Here is a 16,502-nt window from a genome sequence, read left to right on the forward strand (position 1 = left end):
GTGAGTACATCATCTGCGTCGGGGGCGCGCTCTGCTTGACCAGGGGTGCCCCCGGGTTGACGCAGGACGCACGACCCGCGGCCCGGGCGGGAGCCGACCCCCGCCCGGGCGGCGTCAGCCGTTGATGACCTGCGGCACGCCGAGCGCCTTGAGGCCTTCGACGCCGAACTCGAGGCCGTAGCCCGAGCCCTTCACCCCGCCGAACGGGATGAGGGGGTGCACGCCGCCGTGGGAGTTGATCCACACGGTGCCCGCCTGCAGGCGCGCGGCCACGCGTCGTGCGGCGTCGCGGTCGCTCGACCACACCGAGGCGCCGAGGCCGACGTCGAGGCCGTTCGCGCTCGCGACGGCGTCGTCGAGCTCGGTGTAGCGGATGACCGGGAGCACCGGCCCGAACTGCTCCTCGTCGACCAGCGCGACCCCGTCGGCCACGTCGGCCACGATCGTCGTGCGGTAGAACAGCTCGCCGAGATCGGTGGCGGGCTCGCCGCCGAGAACGATGCGCCCACCGGCGGCCTTGGCGTCGTCGACGAGGCGGTCGACGATGTCGAACTGCTGCTTGTTCTGCAGCGGGCCGAGCACCGTCCCTTCGTCGAGACCGCAACCCATGGGCACCTGGGCTGCGTAACCGGCGAGCGCGTCGACGACCGCGTCGTAGACGTCGTCATGCACGTACAGGCGCTTGAGGGCGGCGCACGTCTGACCGGTGTTGATGAATGCGCCCCAGAACAGACCCTCGGCGATGGCCGCCGGGTCGACGTCGGGCAGCACGATGCCGGCGTCGTTGCCGCCGAGTTCGAGGGTGAGACGGGCGAGGTTGCCGGCGGAGCTCTCGATGATCTTGCGACCGGTCGCGGTGGAGCCGGTGAACATCACCTTGTCGATGTCGGGGTGGGCGACGAGCCGCGCGCCGGCGTCGCGGTCGCCCGCCACGGCGATCAGCACGTCGTCGGGCAGCACCTCGTTGATCACGTCGACGAGGGCCAGCACGCTCAGCGGCGTGTATTCGCTCGGCTTGACCACGACGGTGTTGCCCATGCGCAGCGCCGGGGCGATCTGCCAGACGGTGATCATCATGGGCCAGTTCCACGGCCCGACCGCGGCGACGACGCCGAGCGCGCGGTAGTGCAGCTCGGCGTACACCTGACCGTCGTCGACGACCACCTCGGGCCTCAGCTCGGTGCCCGCGGCGGTGCGCAGCCACGCGGCGCACGCGCCCACCTCGAAGCGGGCGTTGGGACCGTCGAGGGGTTTGCCCTGCTCGCGCGAGAGCAGGCGAGCGAGGGCTTCGGAGTTCGCCTCGATGCGGTCGGCGGCGGCCATCAAGAGTGCGCTGCGCTCCTCGTGGCCGCGGGCGTCCCATGCGGGCTGCGCGGCGCGGGCGCGAGCCACGGCGGCGTCGACATCGGCCACGGTGTGCACCGGGGCTCGGCCGATCACCTCACGGGTGGCGGCATCCGGAATCTCCCGCCCCTGACCCTCGGGTGCCTGCACGCGCGCGAGCAGCGCGGCGTCGGCGGCGGACTCGGCGGCGGGCGCGGCCGCGTCGATCTCGGGATCGGCCAGGGCAGGGGTGGGATCGGACATCTCGGCTCCTTCGGTTCGTGTCCCGGGCCGTGTCGCGATGCCCGTCCCGTCAGCCTCCGCCGGTGGCCCGGGCGCCGCTTGTCCGCGCGTGCGCGGGCCATGACCGGGCGTGCCCGCTTGCCCGGCGGAGCGCTGGCCTGAACGTCCGTCGAGACTGCATCTCGCTGACGACTCCGCATCAGCCTGACAACGGGTTGTCAGCGAGGGGCAGACTCGCGGGGCAGGCGGCCGACCAGCACCCGAAACCACCCCACACAGCCTGCGAGATCGTATATGATCGCTCCCGTCAGGCGCACGAGGTCGTGCGTCGCTGCTCGAAAAAGGGGCACGTAGCGCGAGACCCGCGCGAGACACATACGGCTCATTCCCGTTCCTGTTTCGCGAAAGGCTCTCGCATGCCCATCGTCTCCGCGCACGTCGCCCACACCCTCGGCCGCCACCTCGACCACGTCTTCGGTGTGATGGGCAACGGCAACGCGTACTTCCTCGACGCCCTGCACCGGCACACCGACGCCGTCTTCACCGCGATGCGGCACGAGGCCGGCGGAGTCGTCGCCGCCGATGCGCACTATCGTGCGTCGGGCCGCATCGCCGCCGCCACCGCCACCTACGGCGCCGGTTTCACCAACACGCTCACCGCGCTCGCCGAGTCGGCGCAGGCGCGCATCCCGCTGCTCCTCGTGGTCGGCGACGAGCCCACCTCGGGCCCGCGCCCGTGGGGCGTCGACCAGGTCGCCCTCGCCTCGGCCGTGGGCGTGCGCACCTACACGGTCGGCGATCGCGATGCCTCGGCCACCGTGCTCATCGCGCTCGAGCACGCGCTGACGTACCGCGTGCCCGTGGTGCTGGCCATCCCCTACGACGTGGTCACGCGCGAGGCCGGAGAGCTGACGGATGCCGGGACCGTGACGATCCCCGCTCCCCTGCCCCCGCAGGGTCCCGCGGCGAGCGCCGCGCTCGACCGCGTCGCCGACGCCCTCGCCGCAGCCGACCGTCCGTTCCTGCTGGCGGGTCGCGGAGCCTGGCTCGCCGACGCCGGCCCCGCGCTCGGGCGCCTGGCCGAGACGACCGGGGCGATCACGGCATCCACCGCCCTCGGCCGCGGGATCTTCCCCGACACCGCCCACGACCTGGGCGTCACGGGCGGCTTCGGCGCCGCGGGCGCGATGGAGCTCGTGCGCGAGGCCGACGTCGCCGTCGTCTTCGGCGCGGGTCTCAACCAGTTCACGATGCGCTTCGGCGAGCTCTTCGCCCCGGGCACGCAGGTCTTCCAGGTCGACGTGGCGACCACCGCGACCCACGCCCAGGTGGGTGGGTTCGTGCGGGCGGATGCCGCGGTGGCGGCCGACGAGATCGCGAACCGCCTGCGCTCTCGCGGGGCGGTGTCGTCGGGCTGGCGCGACCGCGTCGACGTCGCGCCGCTGCGCGAGCAGGAGGCCGGCGACGGACTCGCTCCGGACGGCCGCCTCGACCCCCGCTCCGCCGCCGCGCGGATCGGCGAGCTGCTGCCCGAGGATCGCGTGGTCGTCTCGGACGGCGGGCATTTCCTCGGCTGGTCGAACATGTACTGGCCCGTCGCCTCGCCCGACCGCGTGATGATGGTCGGCACCGCGTACCAGTCGATCGGCCTCGGCTTCCCCTCGGTCGCGGGGGCCATCGCCGCCCGCCCCGACTCCACCGTGGTGCTGACCACCGGCGACGGCGGCGGACTCATGGCGATCGCCGACCTCGAGAGCGCCGTGCGCACGGCCGCCGGCCACGGCATCGCGGTCGTGTGGAACGACGCCGCCTACGGCGCCGAGATCAACCTGTACGGGCTGAAGGGCCTCGCCCGCGAGCCGATGCTCATCCCCGAGGTCGACTTCGCCGCCGTCGCACGCGGCTTCGGCGCCGAAGGCGTGGTCGTGCGCGAGGTCGCCGACCTCGAGGCGCTGGCGGAATGGACCCGCCGCGACCCCGCCGAGCGGCCCTTCCTGCTTCTCGACCTGCGCATCAGCGGCACCGTGATCGCCCCGTACCAGCGGGAGATCATCAAGGTGAACTCGTGAGTCTCGGCGGTGCGGCCAGGCCGGGCGCCGCGCCCGGGGCCGGCGCGGTACGGGACGCGGCAGCCGTCGCGGTGCCGCGCGCAGGGACGGACGCGACAGCGGACGCCGCGCCCGCCGACGCCCTCGCCGAGCTCCGCGCAGCGCTCGGCGACCGCCTCCTCGACGATCCCGCGAGCCTCGCCGCCTCCGCCGTCGACAGCTCGCGCGCACAGCCCGAGGGTCTGCCGATCGCCGTGGTGCGGGCGACCTCGACCGGAGACGTGTCGACGGCTCTCGCGTGGGCGCACGCCCGCGGCATCCGCGTCTCCGTCCGAGGAGCGGGCACCGGACTCTCGGGCGGGGCCGTGGCCTACGCCGGCGGCCTGGTGGTCTCGCTCGAGGCAATGAATCGCATCGTCGACATCGACGTCGCCAACCGTCTCGCCGATGTCGAGGCGGGAGTGATCACGGCGGACCTCGATGCCGCCGCCCTCGCGCACGGCCTGTTCTTCCCGCCCGACCCGGCGAGCGCGCAGTGGTCGACGATCGGCGGGAACATCGCCACGAACGCCGGCGGTCTGCGCTGCGTCGCGCACGGCGTGACCACCGACGTCGTGGCGGCCCTCGAGGTCGTGCTCGCCGACGGCCGCGTGATGCGCACCGGTGCGCGCACGCGCAAGAACACCACCGGCTACGACCTCACCAGCCTGTTCACCGGGTCAGAAGGCACGCTCGGCGTCATCACCGCGGCGACCGTGCGCCTCAAGCCCGTGCCCCCCGGGCAGCCCCGCACCTTCCGCGCGAGCTTCGACGACATCGAAAACGCCGGTCGCGCGGTCACCGCGATCGTGTCGGGCCCGGCCGCCCCCGAGGTGCTCGAGCTGATCGATGCGCGCAGCGTCGAGATCATCGAGGCGTTCCACCCGAGCGGCCTGCCCTCCCCCGGCGCGGCGATGCTGGTCGGGCAGACCGTCGGGCTCGCCGCCCTCGACACCGCCGAGGCGATCGTCGCGCTCTGCCGCGCGCACGGCGCCGTCGAAACCGAGATCAGCGACTCCGACAGCCTGCTCGAGGCCCGTCGCCTGGCGAATCCCGCGCTCACCGCGCAGGGACTGCGGGTGTCGTGCGACGTCGGCGTGCCGGTCGCGCAGCTGGCGACGGTGTTCCGCGGCATCGGCGAGCTGGCCGAGCGCCACGGCCGCCGCATCGCCGTCGTCGCGCACGCGGGCGACGGCAACCTGCACCCGACGGTCGAGGCGGGCGAGAGCCCCGAGGAGTACGCCGCGGCCGAGCTCGTGATCGACGACATCACGCGCCTCGCCCTCTCGCTCGGCGGCACCATCTCGGGCGAGCACGGCATCGGGTCGGTCAAGCGTCACGAGCTCCCCTGGCAGCAGGATGCCGTGGCCCTCGACGTGCAGCGCGCCATCAAGGCCGCGCTGGATCCGCGCGGCATCCTGACGCCCGACCGCTCGATCTGAGGTCCGGCCCACGCCGGCCGGTCCATCGCGACTCGCTCACCCGCGCACGCAACTGTGCTGCGCGCGCACGATGGATGCCGGGCCCTGTCGCGCGCGGCGGCGCTCTTCGTACTCTCGCGTCATGCGTTCGATCCGGCAGCGACGACCCTCGACGCGGCCGTCGGGCGTGGGTGCGGAGGCCCGGCGATGACGCTGGAGCTGGCGGCCCACGGAGCCGCCCTCGTCTGCTCGGGCGTCGCCTCGTGCTGCGCGCGCTCCGGTCGCGCCGACGAGCGTCGGGAGCGGATCGTCGCGTCGGTGCTGATGACCGCCGCGATGCTCGATGCCGCCGCTCTCCACCTCATGGCTCCGATCGCCTGGGCGGCCGTCCTCCTCGCCGCCGCGCTGGTCTCGAGCGCGTCGCGCCGGTGGCGTGCAGGGCGCGGCGAGCACGGCGCCTACACCCCCGCGGGCCTCGTGGTCATGGCCGCGCTGATCGCGTCGTCGACGCACGGCGACCCGTTCTCGACCGCCGCTGCGACGCACGCCCACGGCGGGCCGACCCTGGCCGGGATCTGCGCCGCTCTCGCCGTGGCGTACACCGCGGCATCCGCGCACCGGATGCGCAACGGGTCGCCCGCCGACCGCGCGCACCACGCCGCGATGGGTGGCTCGACGGCGCTGATGGCACTGGGAGCCCTGCTGTGAGCGCCGACCGCGCGCCACGCAACGACGAACGGCCCCACCGCGCCGGAGCGCGACAGGGCCGTCCGTCGACCGACTCAGACCTTCGACAGCCCGCGGATCGGGCTCACTTCCTGCTCGGCCTCGTGGTCGGGGCCGAGGGGGATGCCGCTGCGGTCGCGCAGCAGCATCGTGGCGACGAGACCGAGCACGGCCATGACCGCGAGGTACACCGTGACCGACACGGTCGTTCCGGTCGCATCGACCAGGGCCGTCGCGATGGTCGGGGCGAACGCGCCGCCGAGGATGGCACCGAGCGCGTAGGCGATCGACACCCCCGAGAAGCGGATGGATGCCGGGAACAGCTCGGCGTACAGCGCGGCCTGCGGGCCGTAGGTCAGGCCGAGGCCGACCGTGAGCAGCATGAGACCGATGGTCAGCAGCACGATGCTGCCGGAGTTGACGAGCGGGAACAGGGCGACGATCGCCACGAGCATCAAGAGCCACCCGATGATGTAGGTGTTGCGGCGGCCGATCTTGTCGCCGAGCCATCCGCCGAGCCACGTGAAGATCAGCCAGGTGATGGCCGACAGGGTCACGGCGCCGAGCACGTCGGCGGTGGCGAGGCCCAGGGGGCCGTCGGGGTTGGTCGCGTAGCGCTGGATGTATCCGCCGGTCGTCATGTAGCCCACGGCGTTGTTGCCGGCGAACACGAACGCCGCGATGATCACGAGCAGCGAGTGCTTGCGGAACAGCTGCACGATCGGCATCCGGGTCTGCTCCTTGCGCTCGGCGAGCTCGACGAACACCGGGCTCTCCTCGACCTTCTTGCGCACGTAGTAGCCGACGAGGATCAGCACGAACGACAGCAGGAACGGCACGCGCCAGCCCCACGCGAAGAACGCGTCACCCGGGGCGATGACGGCCATCAGGCCGAGCATGCCGCTCGCGAGCAGCAGGCCGAGGGGCACGCCCAGCTGCGGCGAGGCGCCGAACAGGCTGCGCTTGGTCTTGGGGGCGTGCTCGACGGCCATGAGCACCGCGCCACCCCACTCGCCACCGGCCGAGATGCCCTGCAGCACGCGCAGCAGGATCAGCAGCACGGGAGCCGCGACGCCGATGACCTCGTAGGTCGGCAGCACGCCGATGAGCGTGGTCGAGGCGCCCATCATGATGAGCGTCAGCATGAGCACGACGCGGCGGCCGTACTTGTCGCCGAGGTGGCCGGCGAGGAAGGCGCCGAGCGGGCGGAACAAGAAGCTCAGACCCACCGTGAGGAACGACAGGATCTGCGCGATGCCGGGGCCGGCGGGAGCGAAGAACAGCTGGCCGAAGACGAGGCCGGCGGCCGAGGCGTAGAGGAAGAAGTCGTACCACTCGACGGTGGTGCCGACAACGGTGGCGAAGACCACGCGGCGGCGGTCCTTCGGGGTGGAGATGGTGCCGGTGGGCGTGAAGCCCTGTGGCTGAGAGCGGGACATGGGGACTCCTTCGAGACGTCATCGTCAGACCCCGGGACGTCGTCGTCGGCGACGAGGCGCGGTGTTGCTGGGGCGTTCGTCATCGTATACGATTTCGGATACGACGCAAGGGAGCCTCATGAACGACACCACCGACCCCCGGTTCACCGTCCTCGGCGGTCGCCCGGGCAAGATCGTGGCCGTCCACCTGTCGTACGGCTCGCGCGCCGATCAGCGCGGTCGTCGACCGGCCGCCCCGTCGTACTTCTTCAAGCCGTCGAGCTCGCTCGCGGCATCCGGGTCCGAGATCGTGCGCCCCGCGGGTACCGAGCTCCTCGCGTTCGAGGGCGAGATCGCGCTCGTCATCGGCGAGCCGGCTCGGTGGGTGACTCCGGATGCCGCGTGGTCGCACGTGGCATCCGTCACCGCCGCGAACGACTTCGGTCTCTACGACCTCCGCGCGAACGACAAAGGCTCGAACGTCCGCTCCAAGGGCGGCGACGGATACACCCCGCTCGGCCCCGCGCTCTTCGACGCCCACGAGGTCGACCCCACCGCCCTGCGCCTGCGCACGTGGGTGAACGGCGACCTCGTGCAGGACGACTCCACCGCGGGCCTCATCTTCTCGCTCGCCCAGATCGTCGCCGACCTCTCGCAGCACTTCACCCTCGAGACCGGTGACGTGATCCTCACCGGCACCCCCGCCGGCTCGTCGGTGGTCGTCCCCGGCGACGTGGTGGAGGTGCAGGTGGATGCCGGCGCCCTCTCGACCGGCCGGCTCCGCACGACCGTGACCCAGGGCGCGCAGTCGTTCGATGCCGCGATCGGCTCGCTCCCCGCGGTCGACGACACCCAGCGCACCGAGGCGTGGGGCTCGGCCGAGGCGGCTGGCCTCAGCCCCGCGGCCCCCGCCCTCTCCCCCGCCCTGCGCGACAAGATCTCGCGCGTGCCGGTCGCCGCCCTCAGCGGGCAGCTGCGCAAGCGCGGCCTCAACGACGTCACCATCGACGGCGTGCGCCCGCTCACCCCGGGCAGCCGCTTCGTCGGCACGGCGCGCACGCTGCGCTTCGTCCCTCACCGCGAAGACCTCTTCGCCTCGCACGGCGGCGGCCAGAACGCCCAGAAGCGCGCGTTCGACGCGGTCGGCGAGGGCGAGGTCATCGTCATCGAGGCCCGCGGCGAAACCGGTTCCGGCACGCTCGGCGACATCCTCGCGATCCGCGCGCACGCCCGGGGGGCTGCGGCCATCGTCACCGACGGCGGGGTCCGCGACGCTGAGGCCGTGGCCGCGGTGGGCATCCCCGTCTTCACCGCCGGGGCGCACCCGGCGGTCCTCGGCCGCCGCCACGTGCCGTGGGAGACCGACGTGGCCGTGGGCTGCGGCGGCACGACCGTCGAGCCCGGCGACATCCTCGTGGGCGACGGCGACGGCGTGATCGTCATCCCGCCCGGGATCGCCGAAGAGGTGGTCGACGCCGCCCTGGCGCAAGAGGCCGAAGACGCGTGGATCGCCGAGCAGGTGGCATCCGGTCACCCGATCGAGGGGCTGTTCCCGATGAACGCGGAATGGCGCGCGCGCTACGAGAGCGAGAGGAACGCATGATGGCCCTTCGACAAGCTCAGGGACCCCATCGACAGGCTCAGGGACCCGGCACCGAGCCCACCAAGAGCAAGTCGCAGCAGGCGTACCAGTGGATCAAGCAGCGCATCGCGTCGCAGGAGTTCACCCCCGGCTACCGCCTGGTGCTCGGCTCGATCGCCGGTGAGCTCGACATGAGCGTCGTGCCCGTGCGCGAGGCCATCCGCCAGCTCGAGGCCGAGGGTCTGGTGATGTTCGAGCGCAACGTCGGCGCGCGCGTGTCGATGGTCGACGACACGGCCTACCGCTTCAGCATGCAAGCGCTGAGCCTGCTCGAGGGGGCCGCCACCGCCCTGTCGGCCCGCGCGCTCACCGCCGACGACGTTCGTCGCGCCCGCCAGGTCAACGAGCTCATGGTCGAGACGCTCGAGCACTTCGACCCGCGCGCCTTCACCGCGCTCAACCAGGAGTTCCACGCGATCCTGTTCGAGAAGTGCGCCAATCCGCGCATGCTCGAGCTCGTGCAGGCCGAGTGGGCGCGCCTGGGGCACCTGCGCGATTCGACGTTCAGCTTCGTGCCGGGCCGCGCCGCGGAGTCGGTGCGCGAGCACGAGAGCATCCTCGTGCTCATCGAGAACGGCGCTCCCCTGGCCGAGATCGAGAAGGTCTCGCGTCGCCACCGCTCGGCCACCCTCGACGCGTACATGATCCACGAGCACCCCGACCAGGTGCTCGGCCTTCCCGCTTTCTGACCTCGAAAGACAGTTCCGGATGCCATGACCTCGCGCCCCGACGACATCGCCGTCGCGGATCGCCTGCCACCCGGCATCCACCCCTCTTCACCGAAGGAGCACCCATGACCACCCCGCTCACCACCGCCCGCCGAATCCCCGCCGATCTGCCCGAGCGCATCCAGCACTACATCGGGGGCCGCTTCGTCGACTCGGTCGACGGCGACACCTTCGACGTTCTCGACCCGGTGACCAACCAGACCTACCTCACCGCCGCCGCGGGCAAGAAGGCCGACATCGACCTCGCCGTCGCCGCCGCGCGGAAGGCCTTCACCGAGGGACCCTGGCCCCGGATGCTGCCGCGCGAGCGCTCGCGTGTGCTGCACCGCATCGCCGACATCGTCGAATCGCGCGACGAGCGCCTCGCCGAGCTCGAGTCGTTCGACTCGGGCCTGCCGATCACGCAGGCGCTCGGTCAGGCGCGGCGCGCGGCCGAGAACTTCCGCTTCTTCGCCGACCTGATCGTGGCCCAGACCGACGACGCCTTCAAGGTGCCCGGGCGCCAGCTCAACTACGTCAACCGCAAGCCCATCGGCGTGGCCGGCCTCATCACGCCGTGGAACACCCCCTTCATGCTCGAGTCGTGGAAGCTCGGCCCCGCTCTCGCCACCGGCAACACCGTGGTGCTCAAGCCCGCCGAGTTCACGCCCCTGTCGGCGTCGCTGTGGGCCGGCATCTTCGAGGAGGCGGGCCTGCCCGAGGGCGTGTTCAACCTCGTCAACGGTCTCGGCGAAGACGCCGGCGACGCGCTCGTGAAGCACCCCGAGGTGCCGCTCATCTCGTTCACCGGCGAGAGCTCGACGGGTCAGCTGATCTTCGCCAACGCGGCGCCCTTCCTGAAGGGCCTCTCGATGGAGCTGGGCGGCAAGAGCCCGGCGATCGTGTTCGCCGACGCCGACCTCGACGCCGCGATCGACGCGACGATCTTCGGAGTCTTCTCGCTCAACGGCGAGCGCTGCACCGCGGGCAGCCGCATCCTCGTGCAGCGCGAGGTCTACGACGAGTTCGTCGAGCGCTACGCCGCTCAGGCCGACCGCGTGAAGGTCGGCTTCCCCGACGACCCCGACACCGAGGTGGGCGCTCTGGTGCACCCCGAGCACTACGCCAAGGTCATGTCGTACGTCGAGCTCGGCAAGGCCGAGGGGCGCCTGGTCGCCGGCGGCGGTCGCCCCGAGGGCTTCGACGAGGGCAACTTCGTGCGCCCCACCGTGTTCGCCGACGTCGCCCCCGACGCGCGCATCTTCCAGGAGGAGATCTTCGGCCCGGTCGTCGCGATCACCCCCTTCGACACCGACGACGAAGCCCTCGCCCTCGCGAACAACACGAAGTACGGCCTGGCCGCCTACGTGTGGACGAACGACCTCACGCGCGCGCACCTGTTCGCGCAGAACGTCGAGGCCGGCATGGTGTGGCTGAACTCCAACAACGTCCGCGACCTGCGCACCCCCTTCGGCGGGGTGAAGGCTTCGGGGCTCGGCCACGAGGGCGGATACCGCTCGATCGACTTCTACACCGACCAGCAGGCCGTGCACATCACGCTCGGCCCCGCCCACAACCCCACCTTCGGCAAGGCGCAGGGGCACTGAGCCCCGCCGCCGGTGGCTGAGCCGCCATCAGGTGGCTGAGCTTGTCGAAGCCACCGCCCGACCACCGGTCCCTTCGACAGGCTCAGGGACCTCCGCGACGACTGGTCGCTGAGCCGATACCCCACCCTTCCGGCATCCGCCCCTCTTCACACGCAAGGACGCGACATGACAGACCGCAGCCAGATGACCCGCACCTCGTCGGGATTCTTCGTCTCGCAGGAGGCCCCCATCGAGGCCTCCAACCCCATCCCCACGCCCACCTCCCCCGCGCCCGACATCCTGCGCTGCGCGTACATGGAGCTCGTGGTCACCGACCTCGCGGCATCCCGTGTCTTCTACGTCGACATCCTGGGCCTGCACATCACCGAAGAGAACGACGAGGCGATCTACCTCCGCTCGACCGAGGAGTTCATCCACCACAACCTGGTGCTCCGCCAGGGCCCGGTCGCGGCCGTCGCCGCCTTCTCGTACCGCGTGCGGTCGGCCGACGACCTCGACAAGGCCGTCGCGTTCTACGAGGAGCTCGGGTGCGAGGTGCGCCGCGAACCGAACGGGTTCACCAAGGGCATCGGCGACTCGGTGCGCGTGGTCGACCCCCTCGGCTTCCCGTACGAGTTCTTCTTCGACACCGAGCACCAGGAGCGCCTGTCGTGGCGCTACGACCTGTACTCCCCCGGCGAGCTCGTGCGCCTCGACCACTTCAACCAGATCACCCCTGACGTGCCCCGCGCGGTGAACTTCATGCAGTCGCTCGGCTTCCGCGTGACCGAAGACATCCAAGACGAAGAGGGCGTCGTCTACGCGGCCTGGATGCGCCGCAAGCCCACCGTGCACGACACCGCCATGACCGGCGGCGACGGACCCCGCATGCACCACGTGTGCTTCGCCACGCACGAGAAGCACAACATCCTCTCGATCTGCGACAAGCTCGGCGCGCTCCGCCGCTCGGATGCCATCGAGCGCGGCCCCGGCCGCCACGGCGTCTCGAACGCGTTCTACCTGTACCTGCGCGACCCCGACGGCCACCGCGTCGAGATCTACACGCAGGACTACTACACCGGCGACCCCGACAACCCGGTCGTCACGTGGGACGTGCACGACAACCAGCGCCGCGACTGGTGGGGCAACCCCGTCGTTCCGTCGTGGTACACCGAAGGCTCGCTCGTGCTCGACCTCGACGGTCAGCCTCAGCCCGTGCGCGCCCGCACCGACTCGAGCGAGATGGCCGTGACGATCGGTGCCGACGGCTTCAGCTACACCCGCGCGCCCGAAGAGGTCGGCGCTGGCGAGTTCAAGCTGGGCAACCAGCTGTAAGCCGCCGCCTGCCCGCCCAGCGAGCGCCAGCGCCCGCCCACCCATGTCCCACTTATGGCAGGTTGGGCACCCCTCAACCAGCCGAATTCGGGACACGCTCCACCAAAAATGGGACGCGCGCACAGCAGCAGGCCGTCCAGCCCACCCATGTCCCACTTTTGGCTGGTTGGGCACCCCCTCAACCAGCCAGAAGTGGGACACGCTCCACCAAAAGTGGGACGAGGTTCGTGAGACCGACCAAGGAGACCCCATGCTCACCGACGCACAGATCGACGCCATCGCGGCCGAGCTCGCCGAGGCCGACCGCGCGCACGCGGTGATCCCGCGGATCACGGCGAGGTATCCGGATGCCGTGGTCGAAGACTCCTACGCGATCCAGGGTCGCTGGCGCGATACGCAGATCGCCGCGGGGCGCACCCTCGTCGGGCGCAAGATCGGCCTGACGTCGAAGGCGATGCAACAGGCGACGGGCATCACCGAGCCCGACTACGGCGTGATGTTCGACGACACCGTGTACCGCTCGGGAGACGAGATCCCGGTCGCGCTGTTCTCGAACGTGCGCATCGAGGTCGAGCTGGCGTTCGTGCTGAAGACCCCGCTCGAGGGCCCCGACTGCACGCTCGACGACGCCCTCGCCGCGATCGACTACGCCGTGCCTGCTCTCGAGGTGCTCAACTCGCACGTCGAGCTCGAGGGCCGCACGATCGTCGACACGATCAGCGACAACGCCGCCTACGGCGCGATGGTGCTCGGCGACGTGCACAAGCGCCCCGACGAGATCGACCTGCGCTGGGTTCCGGGCGTGCTGAGCCGCAACGGCGAGATCGAAGAGACCGGCGTCGCCGCGGGCGTGCTCGGCCACCCGGCGACGGGGGTGGCGTGGCTGGCGAACAAGTTCCACCAGCACGGCGCGCGCCTGGAGGCGGGCGAGATCATCCTGGCAGGATCGTTCACGCGCCCGATGTGGGTGTCGCAGGGCGACGACGTGCTGTGCGACTACGGACCGATGGGAACGATCTCGTGCCGCTTCGTCTGACCCCGACCTTCCGGGCCGCCCTCGCGGCATCCGACCGCCCCCTCGCGGGCATGTGGGTGTGCTCGGGCAACGCCACGATCACCGAGGTCGCCGCGGGCTCGGGCCTCGACTGGCTGCTGCTCGACCTGGAGCACTCCGCGACCTCGCTCGAGTCGGTCCTGACCCAGCTGCAGGTGGCGGCCGCCTACCCGGTCACCCCGGTCGTGCGGGTGCCGTGGAACGATCCCGTAACCATCAAGCGAGTGCTCGACCTGGGCGCGCAGAACCTCATCGTGCCGATGATCTCGACCGCCGACGAGGCGCGGGCCGCGGTCGCCGCCACGCGGTACCCGCCGCAGGGCGTGCGCGGAGTCGGCAGCGCCCTCGCCCGCAGCGCCCGCTGGAACCGCGTTGAGGGCTACCTCGCCGAGGCCGCCGAGCTCGTCTCTCTCACGGTGCAGATCGAGACGACGACGGGCGTCGACAACGCCGCCGACATCGCCGCTGTCGAGGGGGTGGATGCCGTCTTCGTCGGCCCCAGCGACCTCTCGGCCTCGATGGGTCTGCTCGGTCAGCAGTCGCACCCCGACGTCGTGGCGGCGGTGCATCGCGTGTTCGCCGCGGCGAAGCATGCCGGTACTCCGGTCGGCGTGAACGCGTTCGATCCGGCGGTGGCCGAGGCCTACATCGACGCCGGCGCCGATTTCGTCGCGGTCGGTGCCGACGTGGCGCTGCTCGCCCGCGCGTCCGAGGCGCTGGCGGCGCGGTTCGTCACCGGGCGCACGGCGCAGCGCGACAGTTACTGAGCGCGCGCCGTTCCGAGCGCCGCGAGCTCGGCCCGCGTCGAGACGCCGGCTTTGCGCAGCAGGTTCGACACGTGGAACTTCGCCGTGTTCTCGCTGATGCCGAGGCGTTCGGCGATCGCGCGGTTGCGTGAGCCCGCCACGACCAGGCTGAGCACCTCGCTCTCGCGGGGGCTGAGGTCGACCGCCTCGTCGAGGAAGTCGGGTCGCGGGGGCGGATCGAGCGGCAGCACGACCGACAGCTCCGACCCCCACCCGGGGGTCGAGGCGACGTCGAACGCCCCGTTGAGCGCACTGACCCGCTCGACGATCGGTCCCAGCGAGTCGTCGTGAGCGGTGAGGGTGCCGGCTCCGTCGTCGCGGATGCCGATGAGCAGGTTCAGCCCGTCGCAGTCCCATTGGATGCGCACACGGTGCGGAGTGCCCCGGTCGAGCAGGGCGAGCACGGCGCTGCGGACGATCGCCCGCGCCTCGTGCGCGACTTCGCCGGGCAGGGCGCGGCCGGTCGCCGGCGGCTCGACGAACTGCACATCGAGGTCGCCGTGACGGACGAGCGGGCGGAGGTCGGTGCGCAACCGGGCGAAGGCCCCGGTGACGGGTTCGAGCAGGGCGCTGCGCTGCTGATCGGTCGAGGTTCGCAGCACGACGAGGGCGGCGGCCGCCGTCTCCACGGCGAGGGCGCGCGCGGCCCGGTCGTCGAGGCGCGTGGACCGCAGGATCGCCAGCACCGATTCGAGCGTCACGGCGTGGCGGTCGGCCTGCTCGGCGACGATGCGTTCGTGCTCGATGACGAGGACGCGGGACGCGGGAGACGACAACTCGGCGGACGACTTCACCCGCCCTAACCTAGCCGACGGAGGCGAACCTACCCGATCGGGTAGGTCGACCCGTGCGGTCGACCGGCCACGCGCTCCGCTCCCCCGGCGAAGCATGGAGACATGACCTCCCCCGACACCGGCATCGCGGCATCCCTCACCCGCATCTCGGAAGAGCTGACCTCGGTCGTCGACAGCCTCGCCACCGGCGACAACGCGGACGACGTGCTCGAGGTGCTGGGCGGCGCCGACCGCGTGTTCGTCCTCGGCGCCGGGCGCTCGGGCCTCGCGTTGCAGATGACCGCGATGCGCCTCATGCACCTCGGCCTCGCCGTGCACGTCGTCGGTGAGACGACCGCCCCCGCGATCCGCGCCGGCGACGTGCTCCTCACCGCGAGCGGCTCGGGGACGACGACCGGCATCGTCCGCGCAGTCGAGACGGCCACCGAGGTCGGCGCCCGCGTCGTGGCGATCACCACCGCGCCCGACTCGCCCCTCGGACGGGCGGCGGACGCCCTCGTCGTGGTGCCCGCCGCGACGAAGCTCGATCGCTCGGGCACGGCATCCACCCAATACGCCGGCGGCCTGTTCGAGCAGGCCGTCGTTCTCATCGGCGACGCGATCTTCGACGCGCTCTGGCAGCGCTCGGGCCTCTCGGCCGACGACTTGTGGCCCCGCCACGCGAATCTCGAATGACCCTCCACCCCGACAGTCAGGACCCCCGAATGAAGCTGCAGTTCGCCATGGACACCCTCACCACCGAGGCCGCCCTCGACCTCGCCGCCGCCGCGGCCCCGCACGTCGACATCCTCGAGCTCGGCACCCCGCTCATCAAGAGCGAGGGCCTCTCGGCCATCACCGCCATCAAGAAGGCCCACCCCGACAAGATCGTCTTCGCCGATCTGAAGACGATGGATGCCGGCGAGCTCGAGGCCGACATCGCCTTCGGCGCCGGAGCCGACCTCGTGACGGTGCTCGGCAGCGCCGGAGACAGCACGATCGTCGGAGCCGTCACCGCCGCCAAGAAGCACGGCAAGGGCGTCGTCGTCGACCTCATCGGGGTCGCCGACAAGCCGGCCCGTGCCAAGGAGGTCATCGCCCTCGGCGCCGAGTTCGTCGAGATGCACGCCGGCCTTGACGAGCAGGCCGAAGAGGGCTTCACCTTTGCCACGCTGCTGCGTGACGGAGAAGCCTCGGGCGTGCCGTTCTCGGTCGCCGGAGGTGTCAACGCATCGAGCATCGCCGACGTGCAGAAGGCGGGCGCCCAGGTCGCCGTCGCCGGCAGCGCCATCTACAGCGCCCCCGATGTGGGCGCCGCCGCCGCCGAGCTGCGCGCCGCGATCATCTGAGCGCCGACCGCATCCCGAGAACGACGAAGGGC

General features: G+C 71.6%; 14 protein-coding genes. 11 read left to right on the forward strand and 3 right to left on the reverse strand.

Annotated elements, in window-relative coordinates; genetic code table 11:
- Positions 1-114: 114 nt before the first annotated feature.
- Complete coding sequence (locus tag RWH43_RS01970; RefSeq protein ID WP_316000530.1) at positions 115-1,587, reverse strand: aldehyde dehydrogenase family protein; 1,473 nt, start codon at positions 1,585-1,587, stop codon at positions 115-117.
- Between the two features lie 395 nt (positions 1,588-1,982).
- On the opposite strand from RWH43_RS01970, the gene RWH43_RS01975 reads away from it, so the two are divergent.
- From RWH43_RS01975 to RWH43_RS01985, 3 genes are all read left to right on the forward strand, one after another.
- Positions 1,983-3,635: a thiamine pyrophosphate-binding protein gene (locus tag RWH43_RS01975; protein WP_316000531.1), complete on the forward strand. Its 1,653-nt coding sequence runs from the start codon at positions 1,983-1,985 to the stop codon at positions 3,633-3,635.
- Positions 3,632-5,095: an FAD-binding oxidoreductase gene (locus RWH43_RS01980; protein ID WP_316000532.1), complete on the forward strand. Its 1,464-nt coding sequence runs from the start codon at positions 3,632-3,634 to the stop codon at positions 5,093-5,095. Before RWH43_RS01975 ends, RWH43_RS01980 begins: the two co-directional genes overlap by 4 nt.
- 186 nt (positions 5,096-5,281) lie before the next feature.
- Positions 5,282-5,782 (forward strand): hypothetical protein, encoded by a 501-nt coding sequence (locus RWH43_RS01985; RefSeq protein WP_316000533.1) that lies wholly within the window; start codon positions 5,282-5,284, stop codon positions 5,780-5,782.
- 74 nt (positions 5,783-5,856) lie between these two features.
- On the opposite strand, the gene RWH43_RS01990 is transcribed toward RWH43_RS01985, so the two are convergent.
- Complete coding sequence (locus tag RWH43_RS01990; RefSeq protein ID WP_316000534.1) at positions 5,857-7,239, reverse strand: MFS transporter; 1,383 nt, start codon at positions 7,237-7,239, stop codon at positions 5,857-5,859.
- Between the two features lie 118 nt (positions 7,240-7,357).
- On the opposite strand from RWH43_RS01990, the gene RWH43_RS01995 reads away from it, so the two are divergent.
- The 6 genes from RWH43_RS01995 to RWH43_RS02020 all read left to right on the forward strand — a co-directional run bounded on the left by RWH43_RS01995 (position 7,358) and on the right by RWH43_RS02020 (position 14,309).
- Positions 7,358-8,821, forward strand: coding sequence for a fumarylacetoacetate hydrolase family protein (locus RWH43_RS01995; protein ID WP_316000535.1), 1,464 nt, complete (start codon positions 7,358-7,360; stop codon positions 8,819-8,821).
- Complete coding sequence (locus RWH43_RS02000) at positions 8,821-9,549, forward strand: GntR family transcriptional regulator (RefSeq protein ID WP_316000536.1); 729 nt, start codon at positions 8,821-8,823, stop codon at positions 9,547-9,549. Before RWH43_RS01995 ends, RWH43_RS02000 begins: the two co-directional genes overlap by 1 nt.
- A gap of 104 nt (positions 9,550-9,653) precedes the next feature.
- Positions 9,654-11,174: a 5-carboxymethyl-2-hydroxymuconate semialdehyde dehydrogenase gene (gene hpaE / locus RWH43_RS02005; protein ID WP_316000537.1), complete on the forward strand. Its 1,521-nt coding sequence runs from the start codon at positions 9,654-9,656 to the stop codon at positions 11,172-11,174.
- A gap of 165 nt (positions 11,175-11,339) precedes the next feature.
- Positions 11,340-12,488 carry a 3,4-dihydroxyphenylacetate 2,3-dioxygenase gene (gene hpaD, locus RWH43_RS02010; RefSeq protein WP_144829111.1) on the forward strand — a complete coding sequence of 383 codons (1,149 nt, stop codon included), beginning with the start codon at positions 11,340-11,342 and terminating at the stop codon, positions 12,486-12,488.
- Positions 12,489-12,738: 250 nt separating this feature from the next.
- Complete coding sequence (locus RWH43_RS02015) at positions 12,739-13,524, forward strand: fumarylacetoacetate hydrolase family protein (protein WP_316000538.1); 786 nt, start codon at positions 12,739-12,741, stop codon at positions 13,522-13,524.
- Complete coding sequence (locus tag RWH43_RS02020; RefSeq protein ID WP_316000539.1) at positions 13,509-14,309, forward strand: HpcH/HpaI aldolase family protein; 801 nt, start codon at positions 13,509-13,511, stop codon at positions 14,307-14,309. The genes RWH43_RS02015 and RWH43_RS02020 overlap by 16 nt, the downstream gene beginning before the upstream one ends.
- Here the strand turns inward: RWH43_RS02020 and RWH43_RS02025 are convergent.
- On the reverse strand, positions 14,303-15,142 hold the full coding sequence (locus tag RWH43_RS02025; protein ID WP_260856205.1) for a helix-turn-helix transcriptional regulator: 840 nt from the start codon (positions 15,140-15,142) through the stop codon (positions 14,303-14,305). The two genes, RWH43_RS02020 and RWH43_RS02025, sit on opposite strands and share 7 nt — an antisense overlap.
- A 102-nt stretch (positions 15,143-15,244) precedes the next feature.
- On the opposite strand from RWH43_RS02025, the gene hxlB reads away from it, so the two are divergent.
- The gene (gene hxlB / locus RWH43_RS02030; RefSeq protein ID WP_144829123.1) at positions 15,245-15,817 is read left to right on the forward strand and encodes a 6-phospho-3-hexuloisomerase; all 573 of its coding nucleotides are present in this window, start codon (positions 15,245-15,247) and stop codon (positions 15,815-15,817) included.
- Positions 15,818-15,846: 29 nt separating this feature from the next.
- Entirely contained in the window at positions 15,847-16,470 is a 624-nt protein-coding gene (hxlA, locus tag RWH43_RS02035; protein ID WP_144829126.1) for a 3-hexulose-6-phosphate synthase, read from the forward strand.
- The last annotated feature ends 32 nt before the right edge of the window (positions 16,471-16,502 follow it).

This window comes from Microbacterium algihabitans (genome assembly GCF_032464975.1).
GTDB lineage: Bacteria > Actinomycetota > Actinomycetes > Actinomycetales > Microbacteriaceae > Microbacterium > Microbacterium algihabitans.

Excerpts from the sequence above, each read along its gene's own strand:
- RWH43_RS01970 (WP_316000530.1), bottom strand. The coding sequence starts at position 1,587 with ATGTCCGATCCCACCCCTGCCCTGGCCGATCCCGAGATCGACGCGGCC.
- RWH43_RS01975 (WP_316000531.1), top strand. The coding sequence starts at position 1,983 with ATGCCCATCGTCTCCGCGCACGTCGCCCACACCCTCGGCCGCCACCTC.
- RWH43_RS01985 (WP_316000533.1), top strand. The coding sequence starts at position 5,282 with ATGACGCTGGAGCTGGCGGCCCACGGAGCCGCCCTCGTCTGCTCGGGC.
- RWH43_RS01990 (WP_316000534.1), bottom strand. The coding sequence starts at position 7,239 with ATGTCCCGCTCTCAGCCACAGGGCTTCACGCCCACCGGCACCATCTCC.
- RWH43_RS01995 (WP_316000535.1), top strand. The coding sequence starts at position 7,358 with ATGAACGACACCACCGACCCCCGGTTCACCGTCCTCGGCGGTCGCCCG.
- RWH43_RS02000 (WP_316000536.1), top strand. The coding sequence starts at position 8,821 with ATGGCCCTTCGACAAGCTCAGGGACCCCATCGACAGGCTCAGGGACCC.
- hpaE (WP_316000537.1), top strand. The coding sequence starts at position 9,654 with ATGACCACCCCGCTCACCACCGCCCGCCGAATCCCCGCCGATCTGCCC.
- hpaD (WP_144829111.1), top strand. The coding sequence starts at position 11,340 with ATGACAGACCGCAGCCAGATGACCCGCACCTCGTCGGGATTCTTCGTC.
- RWH43_RS02015 (WP_316000538.1), top strand. The coding sequence starts at position 12,739 with ATGCTCACCGACGCACAGATCGACGCCATCGCGGCCGAGCTCGCCGAG.
- hxlB (WP_144829123.1), top strand. The coding sequence starts at position 15,245 with ATGACCTCCCCCGACACCGGCATCGCGGCATCCCTCACCCGCATCTCG.
- hxlA (WP_144829126.1), top strand. The coding sequence starts at position 15,847 with ATGAAGCTGCAGTTCGCCATGGACACCCTCACCACCGAGGCCGCCCTC.